We start from the raw sequence: 26567 nt of genomic DNA on the forward strand, positions 1-26567 counted from the left end.
GATCCGGGCGGGTGGTGAGACGGCGGCGCCCCCGCACCGGAGGGTGCGGGGGCGTCGGCGGGGGCGGTGTCAGCCCAGGCGGGTGACGTCGCGGACGGCGCCCTTGTCGGCGCTGGTGGCCATCGCCGCGTAGGCGCGCAGGGCCGCGGAGACCTTGCGCTCGCGGTTCTTCGGGGCGTAGACGCCGCCGAGGGCCTCGTGGCGGGCCGCGAGGGTGGCTGCGTCGACGAGGAGCTCGATGGAGCGGTTCGGGATGTCGATGCGGATGCGGTCGCCGTCCTGGACGACGGCGATGTGGCCGCCCGAGGCCGCCTCCGGGGAGGCGTGGCCGATGGACAGGCCCGAGGTGCCGCCGGAGAAGCGGCCGTCGGTGACCAGGGCGCAGACCTTGCCGAGGCCGCGGCCCTTGAGGAAGGAGGTCGGGTAGAGCATCTCCTGCATGCCGGGGCCGCCGCGCGGGCCCTCGTAGCGGATCACGACGACGTCGCCCGCCTTGATCTCCTTGCGGAGGATCTTGTCGACGGCCTCGTCCTGCGACTCGCAGACGACGGCCGGGCCCTCGAAGGTCCAGATCGACTCGTCGACGCCCGCCGTCTTCACGACGCAGCCGTCGACGGCGATGTTGCCGCGCAGGACGGCGAGGCCGCCGTCCTTGGAGTACGCGTGCTGCACGGAGCGGATGCAGCCGCCCTCGGCGTCGAGGTCGAGGGTGTCCCAGCGCTCGGACTGGGAGAAGGCGGTCGCGGAGCGCACGCAGCCGGGGGCCGCGTGCCACAGCTCCATGGCCGTGTCGGACGCCGTGCCGGAGCGGGCGTCCCACTTGGCCAGCCAGTCCTCCAGGTTGTCCGAGTGGACCGTGGTGACGTCCTTGTTGAGGAGGCCGCCGCGGTGCAGCTCGCCGAGGATGGCGGGGATGCCGCCGGCGCGGTGGATGTCCTCCATGTAGTACGTGCCGCCGGGCGCCACGTTCGGGGCGACCTTGGCCAGGCACGGAACGCGGCGCGAGACCTCGTCGATGTCGGTGAGGTCGTAGTCCAGGCCCGCTTCCTGCGCGGCGGCGAGGAGGTGGAGGATCGTGTTCGTGGAGCCGCCCATGGCGATGTCGAGGGCCATGGCGTTCTCGAAGGCCTGGCGGGTGGCGATGGAGCGCGGCAGGACCGACTCGTCGCCGTCCTCGTAGTACCGCTTGGTGATCTCGACGACCGTGCGGCCGGCGTCCTCGTACAGGGCGCGGCGGGCGGTGTGCGTGGCGAGGACGGATCCGTTGCCGGGGAGGGCGAGGCCGATGGCCTCGGCGAGGCAGTTCATCGAGTTCGCGGTGAACATGCCGCTACAGGAGCCGCAGGTGGGACAGGCGTTCTCCTCGATGCGCAGGACGTCCTCGTCGGAGACGTTCTCGTTGGAGGCGTCGACCATGGCGTCGATCAGGTCGAGCTTGCGGACGGTGCCGTCGACGAGGATGGCCTGCCCGGCCTCCATCGGACCGCCGGACACGAACACGACGGGGATGTTGAGGCGCATCGCGGCCATCAGCATGCCGGGCGTGATCTTGTCGCAGTTGGAGATGCAGATCAGGGCGTCGGCGCAGTGGGCCTCGACCATGTACTCGACCGAGTCCGCGATCAGGTCGCGGGAGGGGAGGGAGTACAGCATGCCGCCGTGGCCCATGGCGATGCCGTCGTCGACCGCGATGGTGTTGAACTCGCGGGGGATCGCGCCGGCGGCGCGGATGGCGTCGGAGACGATCCGGCCGACCGGGGCCAGGTGCGTGTGGCCGGGGACGAATTCGGTGAAGGAATTGGCGACCGCGATGATCGGCTTGCCGATGTCCTCGCTCGCTACGCCCGACGCGCGCATCAGCGCACGAGCGCCTGCCATGTTGCGGCCGTGGGTGACGGTGCGGGACCTCAGCTCGGGCATGCGGTTCACTCCCCATGAGTGCGGCTGTACGGTCAGCCGCGACTGCGGATATGGCTCAGATACGAGGCTACGCCCACCGCCCGCGATCCGGACGGCGCGTCCGCATGGCGGGACGGCAGGCTCACTCCTCGGTCAGGTACCGCTGCAGCGTAGGGGCGACGAGCGCCACGATGTCCTCCGCGTCCGCGGACGCGAGGGGCTCGACCTGTACGACGTAGCGCAGGATCGCGATGCCCACCATGTGGGAGGCGGCGAGCTCGGCGCGGAAGGTCGGGTCGGGGACGTGGAGGTCGGCGGCGACCCGCTCCAGGACCCGCCGCAGCACCAGCCCGCGCAGCACCTTCGCGGCGGCCTCGTGGGTGAGGGCGGAACGGATCACGGCGAGCAGCGGGGCCCGGGTGACCGGGTTCTCCCAGACGCCCAGGAAGTACCTGGCCAGCCGCTCGCCGATGCCGTCGGGTCCGCCGCCGATGATCGCGGGGACCACGAGGGCGGGCTCCATGCTCATCTCGATGGCGGCGGCGAAGAGGTCGTCCTTGCTGCCGAAGTAGTGGTGGACCAGCGCCGGGTCCACCCCCGCCACCTTCGCGATGCCGCGTACGGAGGTCTTGTCGTACCCGCGCTCCGCGAACACCTCGCGGGCGGCCAGCCGGATGCGCTCCTGGGTGCCGGGGCCGTCGTCGGCCTCGTCCTGCCGCGGCCGGCCGGGCCCGCGGCGGCGCGGCTTCTCCGCTCCCGTCATGACCGCCGGGCCCCGTCCCGGGCGGTGGGGGCGGTGGCGAGGTGCAGCCGTGTGAAGGCCAGGGCCTCGGCGAGGTCGGCCTCGCGCTCGGCCGACGACATCGCCCGCCGCGTGTTCACCTCGATCACCACGTGACCGTCGAAGGAGGTCCGGGCGAGGCCCTCCAGCAGCTCGGCGCAGGGCTGCGTACCCCGCCCCGGGACCAGGTGCTCGTCCTTCGCCGAACCGTTTCCGTCCGCGAGGTGGATGTGCGCGAGCCGGTCGCCCATCCGGTCGATCATCGCGGTGGCGTCGGTCCGGGCGGTCGCGGTGTGCGAGAGGTCGACGGTGAAGTGCCGGTAGTCGTCCTTCGTCACGTCCCACTCGGGCGCGTACGCGAGCATCTCGCGGTCGCGGTAGCGCCAGGGGTACATGTTCTCCACGGCGAACCGGACGTCGGTCTCGTCTGCCATCCGCCAGATCCCGGTGACGAAGTCCCGCGCGTACTGGCGCTGCCAGCGGAAGGGCGGGTGCACGACGACGGTGGACGCGCCGAGCCGCTCGGCCGCGGCCTGCGCCCGCTGCAGCTTGGTCCACGGGTCGGTGGACCACACGCGCTGGGTGATCAGCAGACACGGCGCGTGCACGGCGAGGATCGGCACCTGGTGGTGGTCCGACAGCCGGCGCAGGGCGTCGACGTCCTGACTGACCGGATCCGTCCAGACCATGACCTCCACGCCGTCGTACCCGAGGCGCGCGGCGATCTCGAAGGCGGTCGCGGTGGACTCCGGATAGACGGAGGCCGTGGAGAGGGCGACTTTCGCGGTCGGGATGCGGACTGGTTCTGCCACGGAGACAGGGTACGGGCCCGGCGCCCGACCGGTACGTGACGACCGCCACCCGAACCCGACCCGAAACCGGGCCCCGAGGCCGGCGCGAGCCCTACGCGAGGGCGGCGTGAGGCGGGCGCGAGGGGTCGCGGGCCCGGGGGGGGCACGGCCCACGTGGTCGACGCGAGGCCGGCCCGCGCACTGGCGAAGCCGCCCTGAGCCCCGCGCAGGCTTGCTCGCGCCCGGCCCGCGCCCTGGCGCGGGGCCGGCGGGAGGCCGGCGCGGGCCCTGCGGGGCACGGCGGGAGCCCGGCGCGAGCGTGGGCCCGAGGGTCGGCGTGGGACCGGATCGGGCCCTGCGCGGGTGTGACCGCGCCCTGGCGGGAGGCCGGCGCCCGCCCGGCTTGGCCGTGCGCTGCAGGTGCCGGCGCGGGGCCGGCCGCCGGCCGCTGCGGGCGGGCCCCGACGCACACGGGCCGGGCGCCGGAGGCGGCGCAGCGTAGGCCGCCCGGCCCACAGCTGGATCGCCACGGTCCGTCAGCCGCCTTAGGTTTCGGGCAAGATGCGGGTTTTCGCCCGCTTTGCACCGAGAGGGTTGCCCGTATGACTCGCCGTTGGATCACATCCGCCCTGTGCGCGCTCGCGCTGCTCGCACCCGGCTCGCTCGGCACGGCCTCGGCCGCCGAGGGGGGCCGGACGCCCTTGCGCGTCACCACCCGCAACCTCTACCTGGGCGCCGACCTCGCCCCCGTCCTCGCCGCCACCAGCCCGCAGGGCCTCGTCGCCGCGGTGACCGCGGTGTGGGCGAACGTCCAGGCGACGAACTTCCCCGAGCGCGCCAAGGCACTGGCCGACGAGATCGCCGAGAGCGACCCCCACCTCGTGGGCCTCCAGGAAGCCGTGCTGTGGCGCAGCCAGACCCCGGCCGGGCCGGGCAGCGCCACCCACGTCGAGTACGACTTCCTGCAGATCCTCCTCGACGAGCTCTCCGCCCGCGGCAAGCACTACGCCGCCGTGGCCAGCGTCACCGTCGGCAGCGACTTCGAGGCCCCGCGCGCCACGCCCGGCGGCGGCCTCCAGGACATCCGCCTCACCGACCGCGACGTGCTCCTGGCCCGCACCGACCTGCCCGCCCGCACCTTCTCCGTGGCCAACGCGCAGGCCGCCCGGTTCCGCAACCACGTGCCCATCTGCCGGCCCGTGCTCGGCTGCCCGCCCCAGCCGCCCCTCAAGGTCGAGCGCGGCTGGGTCTCGGCCGACGCCACGCTCCGCGGGCGCACCGCCCGGGTGGTGACCACCCACCTCGAACCGGCCGCCCCCGCCGTCCAGGAGGCGCAGGCCGGCGAACTGCTCGCGGGCCCACTGAACACCGAGCTCCCCACCGTGCTGCTCGGCGACCTCAACTCGGCGGCCGGCGGAGTCGGCGCGACACCGGGAACCGGCACCCAGAGCTACAACCGGCTCCTCGCCGCCGGCTTCAAGGACGCCTGGACCGCCAACCGCCACCGCCCCGGCGGCCCCGGCTTCACCTGCTGCCAGGCCCCCGACCTGCGCAACGCCGCCTCCAGCCTCACCCAGCGCATCGACTACGTGCTCTTCCGCGGCAAGATCCACGCGCTGGCGGCCCACCGGGTGGGCGAGAAGCCCGCCGACCGCACCCCGTCGGGCCTGTGGCCCTCCGACCACGCCGGCATCACGAGCGTGCTCCGGCTGCGCTGACCGCCCCGGCCGGCCGGAGCCCGCGCCAGTGGGAACCCGTACTTTCCTACGATCCCGTCGGCATGTGGTCCAGCCTGCGGAGGATCACGCCCTCGCGCAGGGCCCACGGGCAGATCTCCAGCTCGTCGACACCGAAGAGGTCCATCGCGCCCTCCGCGACGAGCGCGCCCGCCAGGAGCTGGTTCGCCCGGCCCTCCGAGACACCCGGCAGGGCAGAGCGCTGGGCCGTGGTCATCGCCGCGAGGCGCGGCACCCACTCCTCCAGGGACTTGCGGCTGAGGTCCCGCTGCACGTACAGCCCGTCCGCCGAACGGGCCGCGCCCGCGATGCGGGCCAGCTGCTTGAAGGTCTTCGACGTCGCGACCACGTGGTCCGGGGCGCCGAAGCGGCTGAACTCGCGGACCGTGCGGGCGATCTCCGCCCGCACGTGCCGCCGTAGCGCCCGGATGTCCAGCGCGTCCGGCGGGTCGCCCGGGAGCCATCCCGACGTGAGGCGGCCCGCGCCCAGCGGCAGCGAGACGGCCGCGTCCGGGTCCTCGTCGATGCCGTACGCGATCTCCAGCGAGCCGCCGCCGATGTCCAGGACCAGCAGTTTCCCGGCGGACCAGCCGAACCACCGGCGGGCCGCCAGGAAGGTCAGCCGGGCCTCGTCCGCGCCGCTGAGCACCGGCAGGTCGACCCCCGTCTCGGCCTTGACCCGCGCCAGCACCTCGTCCGCGTTCGTGGCCTCGCGCACCGCACTGGTCGCGAAGGGGAGGACGTCCTCGCAGCCCTTGTCCTCGGCGGCCTGCACGGCCTCGCCGATCACCGAGACGAGACGCTCCACGCCCTCGGGGGTGACGGCCCCGCCCTCGTCGAGGAGCTCCGCCAGGCGCATTTCCACCTTGTGAGAGTGCGCCGGCTGCGGGCGCGCACCGGGGTGCGCGTCCACCACCAGCAGATGGACCGTGTTCGAACCCACATCAAGGACACCGAGTCTCATAGGGGGAAACGCTACTGCGACGAACGCCGAGGGGTGAGGTAGGGGGCGCTTAGGCTTGGGTTTGTGCCAAATACGAAGAAGGCCAACAAGACCCGGTCGCAGAAGGACACGGGCAAGAACCCCGCCAAGGGCAAGAACTCCGGCGGCAGGAACGGCAAGGGTAAGAACCCCGTCGTCTCCGACGAGAAGGGCCTCGACTTCCCCCGGGCCTGGGTGGAATTCCCCGACCCCGGCGACGACGAGCAGGTCTTCCGCTGCGACCTGACCTGGCTGACCTCGCGCTGGACCTGCATCTTCGGCCAGGGCTGCCAGGGCATCCAGGCGGGCCGGGCGGACGACGGCTGCTGCACGCTCGGCGCGCACTTCTCCGACGAGGACGACGAGAAGCGGGTCGCGCAGCACGTGGCCCGGCTGACGCCCGAGCTGTGGCAGTTCCACGACGTCGGCAGCGAGAGCGGGTGGACGCAGCACGACGACGACGGGGAGAAGCAGACCCGCCGCTGGGACGGCGCGTGCATCTTCCTGAACCGGCCGGGGTTCCCCGCCGGGGCCGGCTGCTCGCTGCACATCCTCGCGATGAAGGAGGGCCGCGAGCCGCTGGAGACCAAGCCCGACGTCTGCTGGCAGCTGCCGATCCGCCGGACGTACGAGTGGATCGACCGGCCCGACGACACCCGCGTGCTGCAGGTGACGATCGGCGAGTACGACCGCCGCGGCTGGGGTCCCGGCGGCCACGACCTGCACTGGTGGTGCACGTCGGCCACTTCCGCGCACGGCGCCGGGGACCCGGTGTACGTGTCGTACCGCGCCGAGCTGACGGAGCTGATGGGCAAGGAGGGGTACGAGGCGCTCGTGAAGCTGTGCGAGGCGCGGCTGGCCTCGCTGCTGCCGATGGCCCCGCACCCGGCCGACCCGGTCGACCCGGCCTGACCTGCGCGGGCCGTCCGGCCGGGCCGTCCGGCCCGGCCTAGCCGGGGGACCCCGACGGGCCCGGGTCCGGCCCCGGGGAAACCGTTCCGCCTGAGCCGTCCGACGGCGTCGCGGTCGGCGTGGGCGTCGGGGACGGCGGCGGGATCGTCGGCTCCGTGGGTGTCGGGGTCGGCGTGGGCGGCTGCGTCGGGTCCGGGCTCGGCGTCGGGGTCGTGGGCTGCGTCGGCTCCGGCGACGGCGTCGGGGTCGACGCGGGGCGGCCCCGGCCCCGGCCCCGGATGGACACCACCGCACCGCTCGGATCGACCCCGACCCGGGCCGTCCAGGCGCCCACGGGCTGGGCCTCGGAGTCCACGGCGATCCTCAGGGTGACCGATTCTCCAGGGGCCAGGGTGCCCGCGGTCCGGCTCGCGCGCAGCCAGGGCGCGTCGGACCAGAGCCGCCAGTCCACCGGGGCGCCGCCCGAGGCGGTGAGGGTGAGCAGCGTGAGGGAGCCGCGGGAGGACGCGGCGACGGCGAGGCGGCCGGGGGCTCCGGCGTGGTCGGGGCCGGCCGGCGGACCCGTGCTGATCACCTCGACGGAGACGTCGGATGCGTCGTCGCTCTGGGCGAAGCCGGGGCCGCCGGTGGTACTGGCGGCGTTCCCGGCGTTCTCGTACGCCGTCAGCGGGCGGCCGTCGGTCCGCGCCGTCGGGAGCTCCGACCCGCTGGCGGAGATGCGGGTGGAGTCGCCGCCGACCGGCTCGCCCGTGCTGGGGGCGCCGCGGTACGCCGCCCACAGGGCCAGCACCGGGGCGGCGACGACGGTGGCGACGACGGTCGTGGTCACCGCCCGGGCGCGCAGCCGCTCGCGGCGGGCCGCGCGGTCCCGGGGGTCCATCGGGAAGCCGGTGCGGTCGAAGCGCGGGCCGGGCCGGCGGCCCCGGCCGGAGCGGATCATCGCCGCGTGGACGGCGGTGCGGGGGGCGGGTACGAGCGGGAGGGCGGCGGTGTTGATGCCGCCGGAGCCGGGCCAGGGGGCGGCGACGCCCACGCGTTCGGCGACGCGGCGGCACCGGGGGCAGTCGTCGACGTGGCGGACGAGTTCGGCGCGCAGGGGGCTGGACAGCAGCACGTTGCCGTCGCCCTCGCCCTCGCCGTCGCCGCCGGTGAGCAGGGAGACGGCGGGACAGTTCCCGGTCTCCACGACGGCGAGGGCGGCCCGGGTGCGCTCCACCTCGCAGGCGGCGCCGGACAGGAGCTCCCGGGCTGCGGCCGGGGGCGTGCCGAGGACGGCGGCGAGTTCGGGGACGCCGAGGCGGTGGCGGACGGCGAGTTCGAGGGCCTCGCGCTGGGCGGGGGTGGTGCCGGCGGCCTCGGGCCAGGCGAGCCGGGCCAGTTCGGTACGGCGGTAGGCGTTCACGTCAACGGGCCGATGGGCGTCCGCGGCGCGTTCGGTGTCCGTGGCATCACCCGGGTCCGTTTCGCTGCCCGGCGCACGCGTGCGCCCGGCGTGCTCCGGCGCACGCCGAGCGGAATGCGCTCCGGGTCGGGTACGCCGTTGCTCTGCCAGCCGGCGCAGGCAGCCCCAGCGGGCGAGCGCGTAGAGCCAGGCGCGCCGGTCCCCCTCGTCGGGGCAGCGGCCGGGGTGCCGCTCGGCCACGGCGAGGACGTCGCCCAGCACGTCGGTGGCGGTGTCGTGGTCGCACAGGACCGACAGGCAGTACGTGAACAGACCGTCCAGGTAAGGCTCGTGCCGGAAGGGGGGCGGCTGCTCCCCCTCGCTGTGCGTGCGCCCGTGCGCCCGGTGTGCGCCGGTGCGCGATGAGGGGTGTGCCTGGTTGCTGCTGTTCACCTGGCGACCGTAGGCGGCGCGCCGGTGGCGGCCTGGAAGCCTTCCCCGCTTTTAGCCCTTATGGGTGAACAGATCGGTGGTCCGCTGACGCAGGCCCTGACGTGGGAGGGCCCCGCCCCGCGGCCGCCTGCGCCACCGCCCCGCCCGGTCTGTCAGTGCGGGCGGCTACCGTGAGCGGCATGGCTGCCCGCACTGCTCGTTCATCCGCCAAGGACCGGCCGTCCTACCGCTGTACCGAGTGCGGCTGGACGACCGCGAAATGGCTCGGGCGGTGCCCCGAGTGCCAGGCCTGGGGCACCGTCGAGGAGATGGGCGCGCCCGCCGTGCGGACCACCGCCGCCGGCCGGGTCTCGACCGCCGCGGTGCCGATCGCACAGGTCGACGGGCGGACGGCGACCGCGCGCAGCACCGGCGTGGACGAGCTGGACCGCGTCCTCGGCGGCGGGCTCGTCCCCGGCGCCGTGGTGCTGCTCGCCGGCGAGCCCGGCGTCGGGAAGTCGACGCTGCTGCTGGACGTCGCGGCGAAGGCGGCGAGCGACGAGCACCGCACCCTCTACGTCACGGGCGAGGAGTCGGCGAGCCAGGTGCGGCTGCGGGCCGACCGGATCAACGCCCTCAGCGACCACCTCTACCTCGCCGCCGAGACCGATCTCTCCGCCGTGCTCGGGCACCTCGACGCCGTGAAGCCCTCCCTGCTGATCCTGGACTCCGTACAGACCGTCGCCTCCCCCGAGATCGACGGCGCGCCCGGCGGCATGGCCCAGGTGCGGGAGGTGGCCGGGGCGCTGATCCGGGCCTCCAAGGAGCGCGGGATGTCCACCCTGCTCGTCGGCCACGTGACCAAGGACGGGGCGATCGCCGGACCCCGGCTGCTGGAGCACCTCGTGGACGTGGTGCTGAGCTTCGAGGGCGACCGGCACGCGCGGCTGCGGCTGGTGCGCGGCGTCAAGAACCGGTACGGGGCCACCGACGAGGTCGGCTGCTTCGAGCTGCACGACGAGGGCATCACCGGGCTCGCCGACCCGAGCGGGCTGTTCCTGACCCGGCGCGCCGAGGCCGTTCCCGGAACCTGTCTGACGGTCACCCTGGAGGGGAAGCGTCCGCTCGTCGCCGAGGTTCAGGCGCTGACCGTGGACTCGCAGATCCCCTCCCCCCGGCGCACGACCTCGGGCCTGGAGACCTCGCGCGTGTCGATGATGCTGGCGGTGCTGGAGCAGCGCGGCCGGATCACGGCGCTCGGCAAGCGCGACATCTACAGCGCGACCGTGGGCGGGGTGAAGCTGACCGAACCGGCCGCCGACCTGGCCATCGCGCTCGCCCTCGCCTCCGCCGCCAGTGACGTCCCGCTGCCGAAGAACCTCGTGGCGATCGGGGAGGTCGGCCTGGCCGGCGAGGTGCGGCGGGTGACCGGCGTGCAGCGGCGCCTCGCCGAGGCCCACCGGCTCGGCTTCACGCACGCGCTGGTCCCGGCGGATCCGGGGAAGGTCCCGGCCGGGATGAAGGTGATCGAAGTGGCCGACATGGGCGACGCGCTGCGGGTGCTGCCGCGCGGGCGCTCCCGTACGCCGGCCAAGGAGCGGGCCGCGGACTGACGGGGCAGCGGCCCTGGTCAGGGGGTCCGTACGGGACCCCCGTCAGGCGTACCTGACCAAGCCACGGCGGGGCCGCAGCGCGCGCCGGTAGACTTTGTGCTGGTCCGCCCGGCCGTACGCACGTCCTCGTGCCCGCGGCGCGGGGCGGTACGACCCGCGACCGGAGGAGTGCAGTGGCAGCCAAGGACGGGGCAGCAGCATCCGGCAAGTCGGGCGCGAGCTCCAAGCAGGAGGCCATGATGCGCGCCTCGCTGAGCGCGGTCGCACCTGGTCAGCCGCTGCGTGACGGCTTGGAGCGGATCGTCCGCGGCAACACCGGCGGGCTCATCGTCCTCGGCATGGACAAGTCCGTCGAGGCCATGTGCACCGGTGGTTTCGTCCTGGACGTGGAGTTCACCGCGACCCGGCTGCGCGAGCTGTGCAAGCTCGACGGCGCGCTCATCCTCGACAAGGACATCACCAAGATCCTGCGGGCCGGCGTGCAGCTGGTGCCGGACGCGTCGATCCCGACGGAGGAGACCGGTACGCGTCACCGCACGGCGGACCGCGTCTCCAAGCAGTGCGGCTTCCCGGTGGTCTCCGTCTCCCAGTCGATGCGGCTGATCGCGCTCTACGTGGACGGGGAGCGGCGCGTCCTGGAGGAGTCCGGGGCGATCCTGTCGCGGGCGAACCAGGCGCTGGCCACGCTGGAGCGGTACAAGCTGCGTCTCGACGAGGTCGCGGGCACGCTGTCGGCGCTGGAGATCGAGGACCTGGTCACGGTCCGCGACGTGACGGCGGTCGCGCAGCGGCTGGAAATGGTCCGCCGGATCGCGACCGAGATCGCCGAGTACGTGGTCGAACTGGGCACGGACGGGCGACTGCTGTCGCTGCAGCTGGACGAGCTGACGGTCGGCATCGAGCAGGAGCGGGAGCTCGTCATCCGGGACTACGTGCCGGAGCCGACGGCGAAGCGTTCCCGCACGGTGGACGAGGCGCTGGCGGAACTGGACGCGCTCACGCATCCGGAGCTGCTGGAGCTGGCGATCGTGGCGAGGGCGCTGGGGTACACGGGCTCGCCGGAGACCCTGGACTCGGCGGTGTCGCCCCGCGGGTACCGGCTGCTGGCGAAGGTGCCGAGGCTGCCGGGCGCGATCATCGAGCGGCTCGTGGAGCACTTCGGGGGGCTGCAGAAGCTGCTCGCTGCCAGCGTGGACGACCTGCAGACGGTCGACGGGGTCGGCGAGGCGCGTGCGCGCAGCGTCCGCGAGGGCCTGTCCCGCCTGGCGGAGTCCTCGATCCTCGAGCGCTACGTCTGACAGGGACTCCGCCCCGCATTCAGCCCCGTCGGCGTTGAGGCGCGGGGGTCTCCGGGAGCGGAGCCCCCGGAGCCGCGCCGCAACGGCTAGTCCTGCTTGAGGACGAACGAGGTTCGGGCGACCGGCATGCCGGGGGACTTGACCTCGACCACGTAGGTGTCGGGAGCCGCAGACCCCGCCGGAGGCGACTGGCACTGGTCGGCCGCGCTGAACCTGCGGTCCCATTCCAGCGCCTGCTTCGTCTCCCCCTGCGCAGGCAGCCGGAAGAAGGCGCTGCCCGCGCCCGGCGGGCAGTCCGCCGAGGACCACACCGCCTTGCTGCTGCTCGCCTGGAGGATGGTCAGGACCGCCTGCTTCGGGCCGAGGTCGACCTTGCAGGTGGTGCCGGAGGTGTTGCGGGCGACCAGTTCGAGGCGGGGCTTCTCGTTCGCCTCGTATTCGTTCTTCGCGCTCTTGACCTCCCACTGCAGCGCACCCGGCGCGCACGTGGGGAGCGGGGAGTCCGCCGGGACCTGCGCCGGGCCGGCCGCCGTGCCACCGCCGGAGCCGGAGCCGCCGCCCGTGGTCGTGCCGCTGCCCGGCTCACCGTTCTTGCCCGCGCCGCCCGTTCCGCCGCCTTCGGAGCCGGTGGTTCCGCCGCTGCCGGTCTCCGGGCGTCCGCCGGGGGCCGCGCTGATCGCGGGGCCGGTGCCGGCCGGGCCGGGGGTGATCGAGGCGACGGGGTCGGGGCCGCCCTGGCCCTTTCCGTTCGTACTCGTCTTCCCCCCGCCGGAACTGACGGTCCATACGGCGAGGAGCGCGAGGAGCGCGACGACGGACGCCAGCACAGCCCTCCGTCGCCAGTAGATGGAGGAGGGGAGCGGCCCGACCGGATTGCGCAGAGATCCCACGGACGGAACTTTACGAGAGTCCGCGGCCCGATCAGTGCCCCACATGCCGCGCAGCGGGCTTGATTTGCCGATGATCATCCTGCGGGCGTATCCGGAACCGCCGGGAACCGGCCAGAGGTCCGAGGCGGCGATTCACCTGCTTCGACTACCTTCGGTGGCCATGGACGGCTCGGGCCCCTACCTCGGCGTCACCGGCTTCGCCCGTTCCACACCCGGATGGGTGCGAGTCCGCGTTCGAGGCCTGGACGGTCCACGGGCTCCTGCTCTTCGGCGTGCTCCACACCGCGACCGGTCGTTCCCCAGCAACCACGCGGCCCTCGCGGGCGCCGCCGCCGTGGCGCCGGCCATGGCCGTACGCCGGCTCGCGCCGCTGACCGTGCCGCTCGCCCTGCCGATGGCCTTCTCCCGGGTCTTCCTCGGCGTGCACCCCACCCCACGACGTGGCGACGGGCTTGCTGCCGGGCGGTTCGGTCGCCGCCCTCACCGTCCTTGCGCTGACCGGTCCGATCAGTACGATCATTGCCGCCGTGCGGGCGAGCGGGGTCCGCGCCGCCGTCTGGTTCACCGGCCCGGGCCCGGCGGGACGGGCCTGAAACGTGCCAGGATGCCGTCTGTCATGACTGCATCTCCCGCTTCCGCCACGGCCGCATCCCCCGACTCCTCGCACGCGCTCCACTCCCCCGTCATCGCGTGGTTCGACGAGCACGCCCGCGACCTGCCCTGGCGCCGCCCCGAGGCCGGCCCCTGGGGGGTCATGGTCAGCGAGTTCATGCTCCAGCAGACCCCGGTCAGCCGGGTCCTCCCGGTCTACGAGCAGTGGCTCGCCCGGTGGCCCCGCCCCGCCGACCTGGCCGCCGAGGCCCCCGGCGAGGCCGTGCGGGCCTGGGGGCGGCTCGGCTACCCGCGCCGCGCCCTGCGGCTGCACGGCGCGGCCGTCGCGATAACGGAGCGGCACGGGGGCGACGTACCGCGGGAGCACGCGCAGCTCCTCTCCCTGCCCGGGATCGGCGAGTACACGGCGGCCGCCGTGGCCTCCTTCGCGTACGGACAGCGGCACGCCGTCCTCGACACGAACGTCCGGCGGGTCTTCGCGCGCACCGCCACCGGGGTGGAGTACCCGCCGAACGCCACCACCGCCGCGGAACGGCGCCTGGCCCGGGCCCTGCTGCCCGAGGACGAGGCGACCGCGGCGCGCTGGGCGGCGGCCTCGATGGAGCTCGGCGCGCTGGTGTGCACCGCGAAGAGCCCGGACTGCGTCCGCTGCCCGGTGGCCGGGCTGTGCGCGTGGCGCCTCGCCGGGAAGCCGGCGCACGAGGGACCGCCGCGGCGCGGGCAGACGTACGCCGGGACCGACCGGCAGGTGCGCGGCAAGCTCCTCGCGGTGCTCCGGGAGGCGGTGGGCGCCGTTCCGCAGGCCGTGCTCGACACGGTGTGGGACGAGCCGGTGCAGCGGGCCCGGGCTCTGGACGGCCTGGTCTCGGACGGGCTGGTGGAACCCCTCGACGGGGGCCTGTACCGGCTTCCGCAGACCTGAGCCGGAGCCGTCGCCGGGCGGAGGCCCGGGCAGGGGGCCGTACGCCCTGCGGATGACCTCCCGGCGACGGCCCGGCGAGCACGAGGCAAGCGCTCGGCGACCGCTCCGCGACCACGCGTAGTCGACCTTGAAACTGAGTCGACAATTCCGCTTCTCCTCGGGAAACCCCAGCTCACGGCACTGTTACACAACCTATGGGTGTCCGTGCGCCCACCGAAGGCTGGCTCGCACAGGCCCGTGACAACCCCTCCGTACCTTCGGATCCGTAAGGCAGCGGATGAGCGGTGGACGGCAGCGGAGGCGGTCTCGAATGGCGCACGGTGAGGTACTCGAGTTCGAAGAGTACGTACGCACCCGGCAGGACGCGCTGCTGCGCAGCGCCCGGCGCCTGGTCCCGGACCCCACCGACGCCCAGGACCTCCTGCAGACCGCGCTCGTGCGCACCTACGGCCGCTGGGACGGCATCGCCGACAAGTCCCTGGCCGACGCCTACCTGCGCCGCGTCATGATCAACACCCGTACCGAGTGGTGGCGGGCCCGCAAGCTCGAAGAGGTCCCCACCGAGCAGCTCCCCGACGCCTCCGTCGAGGACGGCTCCGACCAGCGCGCCGACCGCGCCCTGCTGATGGACATCCTGAAGGTGCTCGCGCCCAAGCAGCGCAGTGTGGTCGTGCTGCGACACTGGGAGCAGATGAGCACCGAGGAGACGGCCGCGGCACTCGGAATGTCTGCGGGTACCGTGAAGAGCACTCTGCACCGCGCGCTGGCCCGCCTCCGGCAGGAGCTGGAGAGCCGGGACCTCGACATGCGGGCGCTGGAGCGCGGTGACCACACCATGCGGTACGAGGGGCGTGAGCGGTGCGCGGCCTGAACGGCCAAGTTCTGACCGGCGGGAGATCGCTGGTACTGGTGTCGGCGGGGGCGGTCGTCCTCGTCGGCACTGCCGTGTTCGCGGTCGGTTGCGCGACCGGCGGCACCGGCCTGCGCGACGGCGGCCCCGCCCGCTCCGACCCCGTGGCGAAGGCCAGCCCGGCCACCCCGTCCGGGTCGGCGGACCCCTCTTCGGGCTCGGCCTCCCCGTCCGGCCGGCCGCTCAAGAAGGTCGACCCCATCGCACTGCTCAAGGCGGACCCGAAGGTCAGCGCCGAGATCAAGCGGGACCTCAAGCCCTGCACGGGCAAGGAGTACCCGGTGGACGTGAGCTACGGGAAGGTCACCGGCAGCCCCGTCGCCGACATCGTCGTCAACGTCCTGTCCTGCGCCGACGCCCTGGGCCGCGGCTCGTACGTGTACCGGGCGGACGGCAGCTCGTACGAGAATGTGTTCTCGGACGAACAGCCACCCGTCTACGCGGAGATCGACCGGGGCGACCTGGTGGTCACGAAGCAGGTCTACGGAAAGAGCGACGCGCTCGCCTATCCGTCGGGCGAGGACGTGATCACGTACCGCTGGAACGGGGAGACGTTCACCGAGCACGACCGCGTGCACTCCGAGTACAGCAACGTGATCGACGGCGGTGTCCAGCCCGCCCCGGCCACGAGTCAGAAGAACTGAGCACAGAACCGAGGCGAGGCTTCCGCATGGCCGAGACCCATGTCCTGTTCGTGGAGGACGACGACGTCATCCGTGAGGCCACGACCCTGGCGCTGGAACGCGACGGGTTCATGGTCACCGCCATGCCCGACGGCCTGTCCGGCCTGGAGTCCTTCCGCGCCGACCGGCCGGACATCGCGCTGCTCGACGTGATGGTCCCGGGCATGGACGGCGTGAGCCTGTGCCGCCGCATCCGCGACGAGTCGACCGTCCCCGTGATCATGCTGTCGGCACGCGCCGACTCCATCGACGTGGTGCTGGGCCTGGAGGCGGGCGCCGACGACTACGTCACCAAGCCCTTCGACGGGTCCGTGCTCGTGGCGCGGATCCGCGCGGTGCTGCGCCGCTTCGACCACTCCGGCGGCCCGCAGAACGGCGGACCGGGCTCCCCGCACGAGATGTCGGACGCGGAGCGCGGCGTCCTCTCCTTCGGCGACCTGGAGGTGGACACCGAGGGCATGGAGGTCCGCCGTTCGGGCGCCGCCGTGGCGCTGACGCCGACCGAGATGCGGCTGCTGCTGGAGTTCTCCTCGGCGCCCGGCACCGTACTGTCGCGCGACCGCCTGCTGGAGCGGGTCTGGGACTACGACTGGGGCGGGGACACCCGCGTGGTCGACGTCCACGTGCAGCGTCTGCGCACCAAGATCGGACAGGACCGGATCGAGACGGTCCGAGGCTTCGGATACAAGCTCAAGGCATGAGACGGTTCACCCTCCGTACGGGGATCCGCTGGAAGATCACACTCGCCATCGCCGCCGTGGGTGCCCTCGTCACGATCGCGCTGAGCCTGGTGGTGCACAGTGCTGCCCGCGTGTCGATGCTGGAGAGCGCGCGCGAAGTGCAGCTGGACCGCGTGCAGTTCATCTCCCGCAACGCCGACGCCGGGCGCAAGCCGCCGATGGGCGCCAAGCTCAACGACCCCGAACTCCCCGCCGAGCTGCGGCACAAGGCGCAGTCGGGACGGCGCGGGACCTACATCCAGGAGCGGCCGCGCGGGGGGCCCGAGGTGTGGGCCGCCGTGCCGCTGGGGAACGGGCAGGTGCTGTCGCTGCACACGCAGTTCCGGGAGAGCGCCAACCTGATCCCCGACCTGGACCGTGCCCTGCTCGTCGGCGGGCTCGCCGCCGTGATCGGCGGGTCGGCGCTCGGCGTGCTCATCGGCGGGCAGATCTCGCGCAGACTGCGCAAGGCCGCGGCCGCCGCGCAGCGGGTGGCGCACGGTGATCCCGACGTACGGGTGCGGGACGCGGTCGGCGGCGTCGTCCGCGACGAGACGGACGACCTGGCGCGGGCCGTGGACGCGATGGCCGATGCCCTGCAGCAGCGCCTGGAGGCCGAGCGGCGGGTGACGGCGGACATCGCGCACGAGCTGCGCACGCCGGTGACGGGCCTGCTCACGGCGGCGGAACTGCTGCCTCCGGGGCGGCCGACCGAGCTGGTCCGGGACCGGGCGCAGGCTCTGCGCGCGCTGGTCGAGGACGTGCTGGAGGTGGCCCGGCTGGACAGCGCGTCGGAGCGGGCGGAGCTCCAGGACGTGGCGCTGGGCGAGTTCGTGAGCCGGCGGGTGACGGCGCTGATGCCGGAGGCGACCGTACGGGTCGTCGCGGACGAGATCGTCAGCACCGACCCGCGACGGCTGGAGCGCATCCTGGGGAACCTCCTGGCCAATGCCGCGCGGTACGGGCAGCCGCCGATCCAGGTCGACGTCGAGGGCCGCGTCGTACGGGTCCGGGACCACGGGCCGGGCTTCCCGGAGGCCCTGCTGCGCGAGGGGCCGAGCCGGTTCCGGACCGGGTCGACGGACCGCGCGGGCGTGGGCCACGGGCTGGGCCTGACCATCGCGGAGGGCCAGGCGCGGGTCCTGGGCGCCCGGCTGACCTTCCGCAACGTGGCGGCCCCGGGCGGCTTCGACCGCGAGGGCACGGCGGCGGGCGCGGTGGCGGTCCTGTGGCTGCCGGAACACGCGCCGACGGCGACGGGCAGCTTCCCGGTGATCAAGCTGCCGCAGGGCTAGGCCGCCTCTTCGGGCCTGCCGGACCGGTACCGGGCGGTACGAGTACGGGGGCCGTGTCTTAGCATCCCTGGCATGACCGACGCCGCGAATCCCCCGAGCAACCCGCATCCCGAGCCCGCCCCCGGCAGCGGCGGATACGGGTTCCCGCCGGGTCCGCCCGGGCAGGGGGGCGGCTACGGCTTCCCGTCCGGCCCCTCCCAGCAGGGCGGTTACGGCTACCCGGCCGGTGGCGACGGGTACGGCTACGGCTACCCGCAGCAGGGGCAGCAGCCGAACCCGTACCAGCAGCAGGACGCCGGAGGGCAGTGGCCCCCGGCGCAGTCCGCCCAGTCGGGCATATCCTCGACGCCGCAGCCCGACTGGGAGGCCATGGCCGACCGGTCCGCGGCCGAGCGGCGCAAGAAGCGGCTGTGGATGCTGGGCGGCGGGGTGACCGTACTGGCGCTGCTGGCCGGCGGCGGAACGTTCTTCCTGCTGGGCGACGACAGCGAAGGCCCGGGCGGGGCCGACGCGCAGCCCTCCACGTCCGCCTCGCCGGAGCCCGGTGACTCGAAGTCCCCCGCGGGCTACACCGCGACCGTCGAGGGCGACGCGACCCTGCTGCGCGACAGCTACGGGAAGACCGGCATCCGGCTCGGCCCCGACTTCCAGCTCGGCCCGCTGGGCAAGCGGTTCCAGATCGTGGGCAAGGGCAACGCGAACTCGTACGCCCAGTCCGCCGAGCCCGTCGTGGACGTGACCAAGAGCTTCACCGTCACGGCCCGCGTCTACAGCTCCGGCACCAAGGGCTCGCGGATCGCCGTCAGCCAGGGCGACGGGGAGTCGTTCTCCTTCGAGCTGGGCGTGAACGAGGTGGGCGGCAAGCAGGCCTGGATCTTCCGCGTGCAGACCGGCGACAAGGGCGCCGCGGCGACGACGAGGACCGTCACCGCCGAGGGCCCCACCGTGCTGAAGACCCCCACGATGCTGATGGCCACCTACGACGCCGAGAAGAAGACCATCGCGCTGTACGTGGAGGGCAAGAAGGCCGGCGAGACCACGCAGGTGCCGCCGATCTGGCAGGCCCCCGGTCCGCTCCAGCTGGGCCGCTCCAAGCACCACAACATCTGGACCGGTGCCTGGCAGGGCGCCCTGCACAACATCAAGATCTACGACACGGCCTTCACGCCGGAGCAGGCGGCCGCGTACAAGGAGGGCAAGCTCGGTCCGGAACCGAAGCCGGCCCACGCCTGGCTGCTCACCTGAGCAGCCGGCCGGGCCGGGTCGGGGGGACGGTCACGGGGACCGGTCGGGTCAGATGCTGACGCCGGCCTTCCGCAGGAAGGCGACCGGGTTGACGGCCGAGCCGTAGTTCGGGGTGGTGCGGATCTCGAAGTGCAGGTGCGGGCCGCTGGAGTTGCCGGTGTTGCCCGACAGCGCGATGCGCTGGGAGGCGGCGACCTTCTGGCCGATCCTGACCTGGATCTTCGAGAGGTGCGCGTACTGCGAGTACGTGTTGTTCGCGTGCTTGATCACGATGGCGTTGCCGTACGCGGGGCCGTCGCCGCCGCCGTTCGGGCCGGCCTTCACGATGGTGCCGGCGGCCGCGGACTTGACCGGGGTGCCGACCGGGACGGCGAAGTCCTGGCCGGAGTGCTTGTGCGACCACATGCTGCCGCCCTTGCCGAAGGTCGCGGACAGCGTGTACTTCTCCAGCGGCTTGTCCCAGAGACCGGTCTTCGAGGCGGTCTTGGCGGCGGGCTTCGCGGCGGCCTTCGCCTCGGCCTTCGCGGCAGCGGCGCCGGCCTGGGCGGAGGCCTGCTGGGCGACGAGCTCGGCGGTGCCGGCGAGGGCCGTCTGCGTGGTGTCGGCGAACGCGGCGGTCGTCCCGGCCCCCAGGGCCAGCACCGCACCGAGAGCGGTGGTGCCGACGGCGATACGGGTACGACGGGTGATGACGCGCTTCGCGAACATGTGCAGACCTCCGGGGCCGGGGACAAGGGCGGTTCACGCCCGCCACGGGCATGAAGTGACCCGGCACAGTTGGACCGTGTGCCGGGTTGGCTCACCTTTGGTAACCCGCGGCCGGGGACTTCCCCAAATGTCCCGATTACTACCGGGACTCGTAGCCGGGCCGGTGTGACGCGTCCGGTTGACGGCCCTTCTCCTGGGGCGGAAGTCCTCTGGAGCTGCCCTTTGGATCTACGAATCCACCTAGTACGTCCGTTTTGTTCTGTGCGGCTTGTCACCGGTCCAGGCCTTCGGCCCGCCCGTCCGGGACCATCGGCGGGCAACAGGCGCGGGGCTCGGGACCGGCCCGTGCGGATCTCCTCCTACGTGGCCCGGCGCGAGCTGTGCGGTCTCGGCGTGGCCGCGCTGCGCAGGCCCGCCGACCGGCACGGGAGGCCCTGCGGCCCCCGCGGAACGGCCGCTCCCGTCCCCCTGACCCGGCACGGCGAGCGGCTGCCCGCGCCCCGCGACTTCCTCTGCTCCCGCCGCCCGAGGAGTACCCCGCCGGCCCGGCAGCCGCGCACACGGTCCAGGCCGCGGGCGGGGTGCTGTCGGATCTCGCCATCCCCTCCCTCGCCGGCTACGGCGGCCACCTGTTCTACGAGGTCCGCGCGGAGCTGACCAGGCTCTGGCCGCGCTTCGAGACGCACCGGTACGCCGCGGAGGTCGTCTCGCTGCTTCCCTCGGACCAGAACGTGACGGTCGTGTCGGACGCGGAGCCGGCCGCCCTGGCCGAGTTCTCGCCCCGCCAGGACCTGAACGTGGTCGGCGACGTGTCGGCCGAGGCCTCAGCGCCTATCTGGGCGCGGTCCGGGCCGAGCACCTAGCCGTGCGCTCGGGGGACTGCCGGTCCGCGGGGCCGTGCTCGACCGGCGCGGCCACGTCCTGCCCATCGGCCCAGTCCTGGCCGGCTGGAACTCCCTGCACGACCTCGTGCTCCGCGGCAACGACGCCGACTGCGCGGTGACGCCCGACGACGCCGGACCCGTCGGCCTGTCCCGCCACCGCGGTCTGCGATCCGTCGCCCTCGGGGACTGCTGGGCCTCGCGTCACCCGGCCGAGTGGCAGGAGCTCCCCCGCCTCACCGGGCCGGCCGAACCGGCCGAACCGGCCGCGGCCCTCGATCTCCCGGGGTCTTCCCCGGCCTGCCGACGCTGACCGGGATTTCGACGAACCGGCCGTCCGCGTCCTGCCCGCGCACGTCCGTACGAAAAGGGGCGGCCCCGGGACTTCTCGGTCCCGGGGCCGCCCCTTCGTACTGCCCGCTCGCGCCTACGCGCCCTTCGACAGGTCCGGGCCGGAGCCCGTGGCCTCGATCGGGGGGAGGTCCGGCAGGGCCGACTTCTCCTCGCCGCGGAAGGTGAACTTGGCTTCCTCGCCCTCACCCTCCTTGCCGACGACCACGATGTGACCGGGACGCAGCTCGCCGAAGAGGATCTTCTCCGACAGGATGTCCTCGATCTCGCGCTGGATGGTCCGGCGCAGCGGCCGGGCACCCAGGATCGGGTCGTAGCCGCGCTTGGCGAGCAGGAGCTTCGCGTCGCCGCTCAGCTCGATGCCCATGTCGCGGTCCTTCAGGCGCTCGTCGACCTTCGCGATCATCAGGTCGACGATCTGGATGATGTCTTCCTCGGTGAGCTGGTGGAAGACGACCGTGTCGTCGACGCGGTTGAGGAACTCGGGCCGGAAGTGCTGCTTGAGCTCTTCGTTGACCTTCGCCTTCATCCGCTCGTAGCCGGTCTTGGTGTCTCCCTGCGCCGCGAAGCCCAGGTTGAAGCCCTTCGAGATGTCCCGGGTACCCAGGTTGGTCGTCATGATGATGACCGTGTTCTTGAAGTCCACGACCCGGCCCTGGGAGTCGGTCAGACGACCGTCTTCCAGGATCTGGAGAAGGGAATTGAAGATATCCGGGTGGGCCTTCTCGACCTCGTCGAAGAGGACGACGGAGAACGGCTTCCGGCGCACCTTCTCGGTGAGCTGGCCGCCCTCTTCGTAGCCCACGTAGCCGGGGGGCGAACCGAAGAGACGGGAAACCGTGTGCTTCTCGCTGAACTCCGACATGTCGAGGGAGATCAGCGCGTCCTCGTCACCGAAGAGGAATTCGGCGAGCGTCTTCGAGAGCTCGGTCTTACCGACACCGGACGGGCCGGCGAAGATGAACGAGCCACCCGGGCGCTTCGGGTCCTTCAGACCCGCACGGGTACGGCGGATCGCCTGGGAGAGCGCCTTGATGGCGTCCTTCTGGCCGATGACCCGGCGGTGGAGCTCGTCCTCCATGCGGAGCAGTCGCGAGGACTCCTCCTCGGTGAGCTTGAAGACGGGAATGCCGGTCGCGGTCGCGAGGACCTCGGCGATGAGCTCGCCGTCGACCTCGGCGACGACGTCCATGTCGCCGGCCTTCCATTCCTTCTCGCGCTTGGTCTTCGCCGCCAGCAGCTGCTTCTCCTTGTCGCGGAGGGAAGCCGCCTTCTCGAAGTCCTGGGAGTCGATGGCCGACTCCTTGTCGCGGCGCACGGCCGCGATCTTCTCGTCGAACTCGCGGAGGTCCGGCGGCGCGGTCATCCGGCGGATGCGCATCCGGGAGCCGGCCTCGTCGATCAGGTCGATCGCCTTGTCCGGGAGGAAGCGGTCCGAGATGTAGCGGTCCGCCAGCGTCGCCGCCTGGACGAGGGCCTCGTCCGTGATGGAGACGCGGTGGTGGGCCTCGTACCGGTCGCGCAGGCCCTTGAGGATCTCGATCGTGTGGGGGAGGGAAGGCTCCGCCACCTGGATCGGCTGGAAGCGGCGCTCGAGGGCCGCGTCCTTCTCGAGGTGCTTGCGGTACTCGTCCAGCGTCGTGGCACCGATGGTCTGGAGCTCACCACGGGCCAGCATGGGCTTGAGGATGCTGGCGGCGTCGATCGCGCCCTCGGCGGCGCCCGCACCCACGAGGGTGTGGAGCTCGTCGATGAACAGGATGATGTCGCCGCGGGTGCGGATCTCCTTGAGCACCTTCTTCAGGCGCTCCTCGAAGTCACCGCGGTAGCGGGAGCCCGCGACCAGGGCGCCGAGGTCAAGCGTGTAGAGGTGCTTGTCCTTCAGCGTCTCGGGAACCTCGCCCTTGACGATCGCCTGGGCCAGGCCCTCGACGACGGCGGTCTTGCCGACGCCGGGCTCGCCGATGAGGACCGGGTTGTTCTTCGTACGGCGGGACAGCACCTGCATGACCCGCTCGATCTCCTTCTCGCGCCCGATGACCGGGTCGAGCTTGGATTCGCGGGCCGCCTGGGTGAGGTTGCGGCCGAACTGGTCCAGGACGAGCGAGGTCGAGGGCGTGCCCTCGGCCGGGCCGCCTGCCGTGGCCGACTCCTTGCCTCCACCGGTGTAGCCGGAGAGCAGCTGGATGACCTGCTGCCGGACTCGGTTGAGATCGGCGCCCAGCTTCACGAGGACCTGGGCGGCGACGCCCTCGCCCTCGCGGATCAGGCCGAGCAGGATGTGCTCGGTGCCGATGTAGTTGTGGCCGAGCTGGAGGGCCTCTCGGAGCGAAAGCTCCAGGACCTTCTTCGCCCGCGGGGTGAAGGGGATGTGGCCGGACGGGGCCTGCTGCCCCTGACCGATGATCTCCTCAACCTGCTGGCGAACAGCCTCGAGCGAAATCCCGAGGCTCTCCAGGGCCTTAGCGGCGACACCCTCACCCTCGTGGATCAAGCCCAGGAGGATGTGCTCGGTGCCGATGTAGTTGTGGTTGAGCATCCGGGCTTCTTCCTGAGCCAGGACGACAACCCGCCGCGCGCGGTCGGTGAACCTCTCGAACATCGTTTATCGCTCCTCAGAGCGGTCGGGCAGTTCGGGGTCGGTCCCCGCCCTGTCCTTCCGCATGCTAGTCCCGCGGGGCGGGACAGCTCATTCCAACTGCCGACATCCGTCCTCGGCTCACCCCTGCATCAGCGGGAAAACCGGCTTGAAGAGCCGACAACTGCTCCAACTCGATGGTGCGAGACGATGTTCCCGCAGGCCAGGCAGATACCCGTCATGCGTGTACGCCGACGGCGAACGGGAGCCCGTCAAATCAGCGTGTCGCCCCGATCCACTAGGAATGTCTTACCCGTAAGGACTGACACTCCATGCCCGTGGCACCGGTCTGCTCAGCTAAGGGCGAACACAGTTCCGTCCCGAATGTGGGACTCAGCCGCCACGGATGTTTACGTTCCGCATATGAGTGAGTGCGGTGTGTCACGACGACCGTAACCCCGGAGCGTTTCGCGAGTTGCTCCGGGTATGGCCGTAACCGCTGCGCCGACCGTCCCGCTCCCCCGCGCCGCGCCCGAGGAGGGCGCGTACGCCTCCTGGTACGAGAGGGTGCTCGGCTGGGCCGTCACGGGCGGTCCGCCCGGCCGGCTCGCGACCGGGATCCGGTTCGACGTGCTGGAGCTGCCGTCCGATGCGGGGGCGGCACTGCTGCGCAGGCCGGTCGCCACGGGCCCGGTGGCGCTCATGGGGCGCCGGATGCGGTTCCTGGTGGCCGCGGGGAGCGCAGAGGAGCTGGAGGGGCTGCTCGACTGGCTCGAATGGGGCGGGGTCGCCCTGGATCTGACCGCCCTGGGTGCGGGTGGCCGGATCACCGCCCCGGCTCCCCCGGGGCAGCCCCTGGGAGAAAGCCCTCGGGGAGCCGCCGTGTGGCTGCGACCCCCCGAGCAGGGGTGTGAGGCACTTCTGCCGGCCCTGCCCGGTCCCGGGCGGGCCGCCGGACCCGGTCCCGGCAAGGGCACCGGCGGGCCCGATCTCGTACGCCTGGTGGCGGCGGCGGCGACGGAATGCCACCGGGCCCGCCTGGGCCGGCGTACGGCGGGGGTCGGTCAGCCCTTGGTCTTCTCGTAGGCCTCGCGGATCTCGGCCGGGACGCGGCCGCGGTCGTTCACGTTGTAACCGTTCTCCTTGGCCCACGCGCGGATCTCCGCGGTGTCCGGGTTGCCGGTCGTCGCCGAGGCGCGGCCCTTGGCACGTGCCGCGGCGGCACGGCCACCGGTGCGGCGGCCGCCCTTGGTGTACGGGTCGAGCAGACCGCGGAGCTTTTCAGCGTTGGCGGTGGTGAGGTCGATCTCGTAGGTCTTGCCATCCAGAGCGAACGTCACCGTCTCGTCCGCCTCGCCACCGTCGAGGTCGTCGACAAGAAGGACCTGAACCTTCTGTGCCACCGGGATTTCCTTTCATCGAAAAGCAGTACGTGGAAAGGAAACCGCTTTTGCCTGGAAAACACAAACCCCCGGGGAGAGGTTCAGGACCGCAACAGGGCGGGAAACGTGCGCGATTCGGACATAGGCCACAGGTGCGCGGATCGACGGAAAAGCTGAGGCCATCGATCAGAGGTGCAGAAGCATCCGGCTGTTGCCCAAGGTGTTCGGCTTCACCCGTTCGAGACCGAGGAACTCGGCGACGCCCTCGTCATAGGAACGCAGGAGCTCCATGTAGACATCGGTCTTGACCGGGGTCTCGCCGATCTCGACGAAGCCGTGCTTCGCGAAGAACTCGACTTCGAAGGTCAGGCAGAAAACCCGGCTCACCCCGAGCGTGCGGGCGGTCCGCAACAACTGCTGCAGCACCTTGTGGCCGACGCCGGCGCCCTTCAAGTCGCGGTCCACGGCGAGAGTACGCACTTCGGCGAGGTCTTCCCACATCACGTGGAGAGCGCCGCAGCCGACCACCTGACCGTCGGAGTCGCGTTCCGCGACCCAGAACTCCTGGATGTCCTCATAAAGGACGACCGGGGCTTTGTCCAGCAGGATCCGCTGCTGCACGTACTGGTCGAGGAGGCGGCGCAGCGCGGGAACATCACCGGTGCGGGCACGGCGGATCGTCACTGTTTCTGCATGTGCAGTGGAAAACTCTCCCATGGCTGCGGACGCTATCGCCCCGGCTCCTGCGGGCGCTCGTCGGAGTCCCCTTCGGCTTCCGGCGGAGCGGGGGGCTCGGCCACGGCTTCGGCCACGGCTTCGGCGCCGGACTCGTCGTCGTGCTGGACGACCCGTACGGCGTCCCGGAGTGCTTCCCGCTGTTCCGCGGACATCATGCCGAAGAAGGCGACGAGGGCGGCCGCGGGGTTGTCGCTCGTCGACCAGGCTTCGTTCATCAGTGCGGCCGAGTAGGCGGCGCGAGTGGAGACCGCCGTATATCGATAGGCGCGGCCTTCGGCTTCCCGGCGGACCCAGCCCTTCTGATGAAGATTGTCCATAACGGTCATGACCGTCGTGTACGCGATGGACCGTTCCTGCTGGAGGTCTTCCAGTACTTCACGAACGGTGACCGGGCGGTTCCACTGCCACACCCGCGTCATGACGGCGTCTTCGAGTTCTCCCAAGGGGCGAGGCACAACAGCACGATAGTGCTGGTTGGGTGGAATTGCCCGACTATTCACTCGGCAACGCGCGACAAAATCGGGAGTGCGGCCGGTGGGGCCGCACTCCCGTCGCCCGGAGGGCTAGTTCTGCTGGCGCGCGGCCTCGGCCCGGGCGATCACGGCGTCGACCGCCGCGTCCTCCTTGGCCTTGTTCGCGCCGCCCTGGCTCTTCACGATCGTCACGACGAGAGCGATGAAGAACGCGGCCATCACGATGGGGGGCACGAGCGCGGAGACGTAGTCCATGCCCACAGCGTAGCTACCCGGCGGCCAGGGCGTCCTGCAGCAGCTCCAGGTAGCCGGAGAGGCTGCCGGGCAGGGCGCCCCGGTAGCCTCTCCGGCTACC

Annotated in this window: 26 protein-coding genes and 1 pseudogene; 15 read left to right on the forward strand and 12 right to left on the reverse strand. The window is 72.4% G+C overall.

Annotated elements, in window-relative coordinates:
• Nucleotides 1–69 precede the first annotated feature (69 nt).
• The 3 genes from ilvD to PV721_RS22085 all read right to left on the reverse strand — a co-directional run bounded on the left by ilvD (nucleotide 70) and on the right by PV721_RS22085 (nucleotide 3492).
• Nucleotides 70–1920: a dihydroxy-acid dehydratase gene (ilvD, locus tag PV721_RS22075; protein ID WP_319727077.1), complete on the reverse strand. Its 1851-nt coding sequence runs from the start codon at nucleotides 1918–1920 to the stop codon at nucleotides 70–72.
• A gap of 121 nt (nucleotides 1921–2041) precedes the next feature.
• A complete protein-coding gene (locus tag PV721_RS22080) occupies nucleotides 2042–2662 on the reverse strand; it encodes a TetR/AcrR family transcriptional regulator (RefSeq protein ID WP_319727078.1) in 621 nt (206 codons plus the stop codon).
• Nucleotides 2659–3492: a sugar phosphate isomerase/epimerase gene (locus tag PV721_RS22085; RefSeq protein WP_319727079.1), complete on the reverse strand. Its 834-nt coding sequence runs from the start codon at nucleotides 3490–3492 to the stop codon at nucleotides 2659–2661. Before PV721_RS22085 ends, PV721_RS22080 begins: the two co-directional genes overlap by 4 nt.
• 581 nt (nucleotides 3493–4073) lie before the next feature.
• Here PV721_RS22085 and PV721_RS22090 point away from each other — a divergent pair.
• Complete coding sequence (locus PV721_RS22090) at nucleotides 4074–5189, forward strand: endonuclease/exonuclease/phosphatase family protein (protein ID WP_319727080.1); 1116 nt, start codon at nucleotides 4074–4076, stop codon at nucleotides 5187–5189.
• A 46-nt stretch (nucleotides 5190–5235) separates the two neighbouring features.
• Here the strand turns inward: PV721_RS22090 and PV721_RS22095 are convergent, their stop codons facing one another.
• Nucleotides 5236–6171, reverse strand: a complete 936-nt coding sequence (locus PV721_RS22095) for a Ppx/GppA phosphatase family protein (RefSeq protein ID WP_319727082.1) — start codon at nucleotides 6169–6171, stop codon at nucleotides 5236–5238.
• 63 nt (nucleotides 6172–6234) lie between these two features.
• On the opposite strand from PV721_RS22095, the gene PV721_RS22100 reads away from it, so the two are divergent.
• Nucleotides 6235–7101: a hypothetical protein gene (locus tag PV721_RS22100; protein WP_319727084.1), complete on the forward strand. Its 867-nt coding sequence runs from the start codon at nucleotides 6235–6237 to the stop codon at nucleotides 7099–7101.
• Between the two features lie 37 nt (nucleotides 7102–7138).
• On the opposite strand, the gene PV721_RS22105 is transcribed toward PV721_RS22100, so the two are convergent.
• On the reverse strand, nucleotides 7139–8935 hold the full coding sequence (locus tag PV721_RS22105) for a BACON domain-containing protein (RefSeq protein ID WP_319727085.1): 1797 nt from the start codon (nucleotides 8933–8935) through the stop codon (nucleotides 7139–7141).
• Between the two features lie 179 nt (nucleotides 8936–9114).
• Between PV721_RS22105 and radA the strand changes: the two genes are divergently transcribed.
• The gene (gene radA / locus PV721_RS22110) at nucleotides 9115–10527 is read left to right on the forward strand and encodes a DNA repair protein RadA (RefSeq protein WP_319727087.1); all 1413 of its coding nucleotides are present in this window, start codon (nucleotides 9115–9117) and stop codon (nucleotides 10525–10527) included.
• 173 nt (nucleotides 10528–10700) lie between these two features.
• Nucleotides 10701–11825, forward strand: coding sequence for a DNA integrity scanning diadenylate cyclase DisA (gene disA, locus PV721_RS22115; RefSeq protein WP_150258629.1), 1125 nt, complete (start codon nucleotides 10701–10703; stop codon nucleotides 11823–11825).
• An 86-nt stretch (nucleotides 11826–11911) separates the two neighbouring features.
• On the opposite strand, the gene PV721_RS22120 is transcribed toward disA, so the two are convergent.
• Complete coding sequence (locus PV721_RS22120; protein WP_319727090.1) at nucleotides 11912–12715, reverse strand: hypothetical protein; 804 nt, start codon at nucleotides 12713–12715, stop codon at nucleotides 11912–11914.
• Between the two features lie 160 nt (nucleotides 12716–12875).
• Between PV721_RS22120 and PV721_RS43795 the strand changes: the two are divergent.
• The 8 genes and pseudogenes from PV721_RS43795 to PV721_RS22155 form a co-directional block, all read left to right on the forward strand.
• Nucleotides 12876–13082, forward strand: a pseudogene (locus PV721_RS43795) (phosphatase PAP2 family protein); the annotation flags it as partial.
• 73 nt (nucleotides 13083–13155) lie between these two features.
• Nucleotides 13156–13308: a hypothetical protein gene (locus PV721_RS22125; protein WP_319727091.1), complete on the forward strand. Its 153-nt coding sequence runs from the start codon at nucleotides 13156–13158 to the stop codon at nucleotides 13306–13308.
• 23 nt (nucleotides 13309–13331) lie between these two features.
• The gene (locus PV721_RS22130) at nucleotides 13332–14249 is read left to right on the forward strand and encodes an A/G-specific adenine glycosylase (protein ID WP_319727093.1); all 918 of its coding nucleotides are present in this window, start codon (nucleotides 13332–13334) and stop codon (nucleotides 14247–14249) included.
• Between the two features lie 310 nt (nucleotides 14250–14559).
• Nucleotides 14560–15120 carry a SigE family RNA polymerase sigma factor gene (locus tag PV721_RS22135; protein ID WP_319727094.1) on the forward strand — a complete coding sequence of 187 codons (561 nt, stop codon included), beginning with the start codon at nucleotides 14560–14562 and terminating at the stop codon, nucleotides 15118–15120.
• Nucleotides 15108–15803 carry a hypothetical protein gene (locus tag PV721_RS22140; RefSeq protein WP_416371150.1) on the forward strand — a complete coding sequence of 232 codons (696 nt, stop codon included), beginning with the start codon at nucleotides 15108–15110 and terminating at the stop codon, nucleotides 15801–15803. Before PV721_RS22135 ends, PV721_RS22140 begins: the two co-directional genes overlap by 13 nt.
• A gap of 26 nt (nucleotides 15804–15829) precedes the next feature.
• The gene (gene cseB, locus PV721_RS22145) at nucleotides 15830–16543 is read left to right on the forward strand and encodes a two-component system response regulator CseB (RefSeq protein WP_319727096.1); all 714 of its coding nucleotides are present in this window, start codon (nucleotides 15830–15832) and stop codon (nucleotides 16541–16543) included.
• Nucleotides 16540–17856, forward strand: coding sequence for a two-component system sensor histidine kinase CseC (gene cseC, locus PV721_RS22150; protein ID WP_319727098.1), 1317 nt, complete (start codon nucleotides 16540–16542; stop codon nucleotides 17854–17856). The genes cseB and cseC overlap by 4 nt, the downstream gene beginning before the upstream one ends.
• Before the next feature lie 72 nt (nucleotides 17857–17928).
• Entirely contained in the window at nucleotides 17929–19101 is a 1173-nt protein-coding gene (locus PV721_RS22155; RefSeq protein ID WP_319727099.1) for a LamG-like jellyroll fold domain-containing protein, read from the forward strand.
• Between the two features lie 48 nt (nucleotides 19102–19149).
• Here PV721_RS22155 and PV721_RS22160 read toward each other — a convergent pair whose 3' ends face one another.
• Nucleotides 19150–19809 carry a M23 family metallopeptidase gene (locus PV721_RS22160; RefSeq protein WP_319727101.1) on the reverse strand — a complete coding sequence of 220 codons (660 nt, stop codon included), beginning with the start codon at nucleotides 19807–19809 and terminating at the stop codon, nucleotides 19150–19152.
• Nucleotides 19810–20390: 581 nt separating this feature from the next.
• On the opposite strand from PV721_RS22160, the gene PV721_RS22165 reads away from it, so the two are divergent.
• Nucleotides 20391–20672: a hypothetical protein gene (locus PV721_RS22165; protein WP_319727103.1), complete on the forward strand. Its 282-nt coding sequence runs from the start codon at nucleotides 20391–20393 to the stop codon at nucleotides 20670–20672.
• Nucleotides 20673–20706: 34 nt separating this feature from the next.
• Nucleotides 20707–21003, forward strand: a complete 297-nt coding sequence (locus PV721_RS22170; RefSeq protein ID WP_319727104.1) for a hypothetical protein — start codon at nucleotides 20707–20709, stop codon at nucleotides 21001–21003.
• Nucleotides 21004–21117: 114 nt separating this feature from the next.
• On the opposite strand, the gene PV721_RS22175 is transcribed toward PV721_RS22170, so the two are convergent.
• Nucleotides 21118–23643 (reverse strand): ATP-dependent Clp protease ATP-binding subunit, encoded by a 2526-nt coding sequence (locus tag PV721_RS22175; RefSeq protein WP_319727106.1) that lies wholly within the window; start codon nucleotides 23641–23643, stop codon nucleotides 21118–21120.
• Nucleotides 23644–24105: 462 nt separating this feature from the next.
• Here PV721_RS22175 and PV721_RS22180 point away from each other — a divergent pair, with 462 nt between their 5' ends.
• On the forward strand, nucleotides 24106–24705 hold the full coding sequence (locus tag PV721_RS22180; protein ID WP_319727107.1) for an SCO3374 family protein: 600 nt from the start codon (nucleotides 24106–24108) through the stop codon (nucleotides 24703–24705).
• Here PV721_RS22180 and PV721_RS22185 read toward each other — a convergent pair.
• From PV721_RS22185 to PV721_RS22200, 4 genes are all read right to left on the reverse strand, one after another.
• Nucleotides 24684–25022 carry an Lsr2 family protein gene (locus PV721_RS22185; protein WP_319727108.1) on the reverse strand — a complete coding sequence of 113 codons (339 nt, stop codon included), beginning with the start codon at nucleotides 25020–25022 and terminating at the stop codon, nucleotides 24684–24686. The genes PV721_RS22180 and PV721_RS22185 overlap by 22 nt on opposite strands.
• Before the next feature lie 165 nt (nucleotides 25023–25187).
• Nucleotides 25188–25718: an amino-acid N-acetyltransferase gene (locus PV721_RS22190; RefSeq protein ID WP_319727109.1), complete on the reverse strand. Its 531-nt coding sequence runs from the start codon at nucleotides 25716–25718 to the stop codon at nucleotides 25188–25190.
• Nucleotides 25719–25729: 11 nt separating this feature from the next.
• Entirely contained in the window at nucleotides 25730–26194 is a 465-nt protein-coding gene (locus PV721_RS22195; RefSeq protein ID WP_319727110.1) for a BlaI/MecI/CopY family transcriptional regulator, read from the reverse strand.
• Nucleotides 26195–26302: 108 nt separating this feature from the next.
• Nucleotides 26303–26467, reverse strand: a complete 165-nt coding sequence (locus tag PV721_RS22200) for a hypothetical protein (protein WP_319727111.1) — start codon at nucleotides 26465–26467, stop codon at nucleotides 26303–26305.
• Between the last annotated feature and the right edge of the window lie 100 nt (nucleotides 26468–26567).

It is taken from the genome of Streptomyces sp. MB09-01, assembly GCF_033794505.1.
GTDB lineage: Bacteria > Actinomycetota > Actinomycetes > Streptomycetales > Streptomycetaceae > Streptomyces.

Bases quoted from the DNA above. Each gene is read 5' to 3' on its own strand.
- ilvD (WP_319727077.1), bottom strand. From the start codon at position 1,920: ATGCCCGAGCTGAGGTCCCGCACCGTCACCCACGGCCGCAACATGGCA.
- PV721_RS22080 (WP_319727078.1), bottom strand. From the start codon at position 2,662: ATGACGGGAGCGGAGAAGCCGCGCCGCCGCGGGCCCGGCCGGCCGCGG.
- PV721_RS22090 (WP_319727080.1), top strand. From the start codon at position 4,074: ATGACTCGCCGTTGGATCACATCCGCCCTGTGCGCGCTCGCGCTGCTC.
- PV721_RS22095 (WP_319727082.1), bottom strand. From the start codon at position 6,171: ATGAGACTCGGTGTCCTTGATGTGGGTTCGAACACGGTCCATCTGCTG.
- radA (WP_319727087.1), top strand. From the start codon at position 9,115: ATGGCTGCCCGCACTGCTCGTTCATCCGCCAAGGACCGGCCGTCCTAC.
- PV721_RS22130 (WP_319727093.1), top strand. From the start codon at position 13,332: ATGACTGCATCTCCCGCTTCCGCCACGGCCGCATCCCCCGACTCCTCG.
- PV721_RS22135 (WP_319727094.1), top strand. From the start codon at position 14,560: ATGGCGCACGGTGAGGTACTCGAGTTCGAAGAGTACGTACGCACCCGG.
- cseB (WP_319727096.1), top strand. From the start codon at position 15,830: ATGGCCGAGACCCATGTCCTGTTCGTGGAGGACGACGACGTCATCCGT.
- cseC (WP_319727098.1), top strand. From the start codon at position 16,540: ATGAGACGGTTCACCCTCCGTACGGGGATCCGCTGGAAGATCACACTC.
- PV721_RS22155 (WP_319727099.1), top strand. From the start codon at position 17,929: ATGACCGACGCCGCGAATCCCCCGAGCAACCCGCATCCCGAGCCCGCC.
- PV721_RS22160 (WP_319727101.1), bottom strand. From the start codon at position 19,809: ATGTTCGCGAAGCGCGTCATCACCCGTCGTACCCGTATCGCCGTCGGC.
- PV721_RS22175 (WP_319727106.1), bottom strand. From the start codon at position 23,643: ATGTTCGAGAGGTTCACCGACCGCGCGCGGCGGGTTGTCGTCCTGGCT.
- PV721_RS22180 (WP_319727107.1), top strand. From the start codon at position 24,106: ATGGCCGTAACCGCTGCGCCGACCGTCCCGCTCCCCCGCGCCGCGCCC.
- PV721_RS22190 (WP_319727109.1), bottom strand. From the start codon at position 25,718: ATGGGAGAGTTTTCCACTGCACATGCAGAAACAGTGACGATCCGCCGT.
- PV721_RS22200 (WP_319727111.1), bottom strand. From the start codon at position 26,467: ATGGACTACGTCTCCGCGCTCGTGCCCCCCATCGTGATGGCCGCGTTC.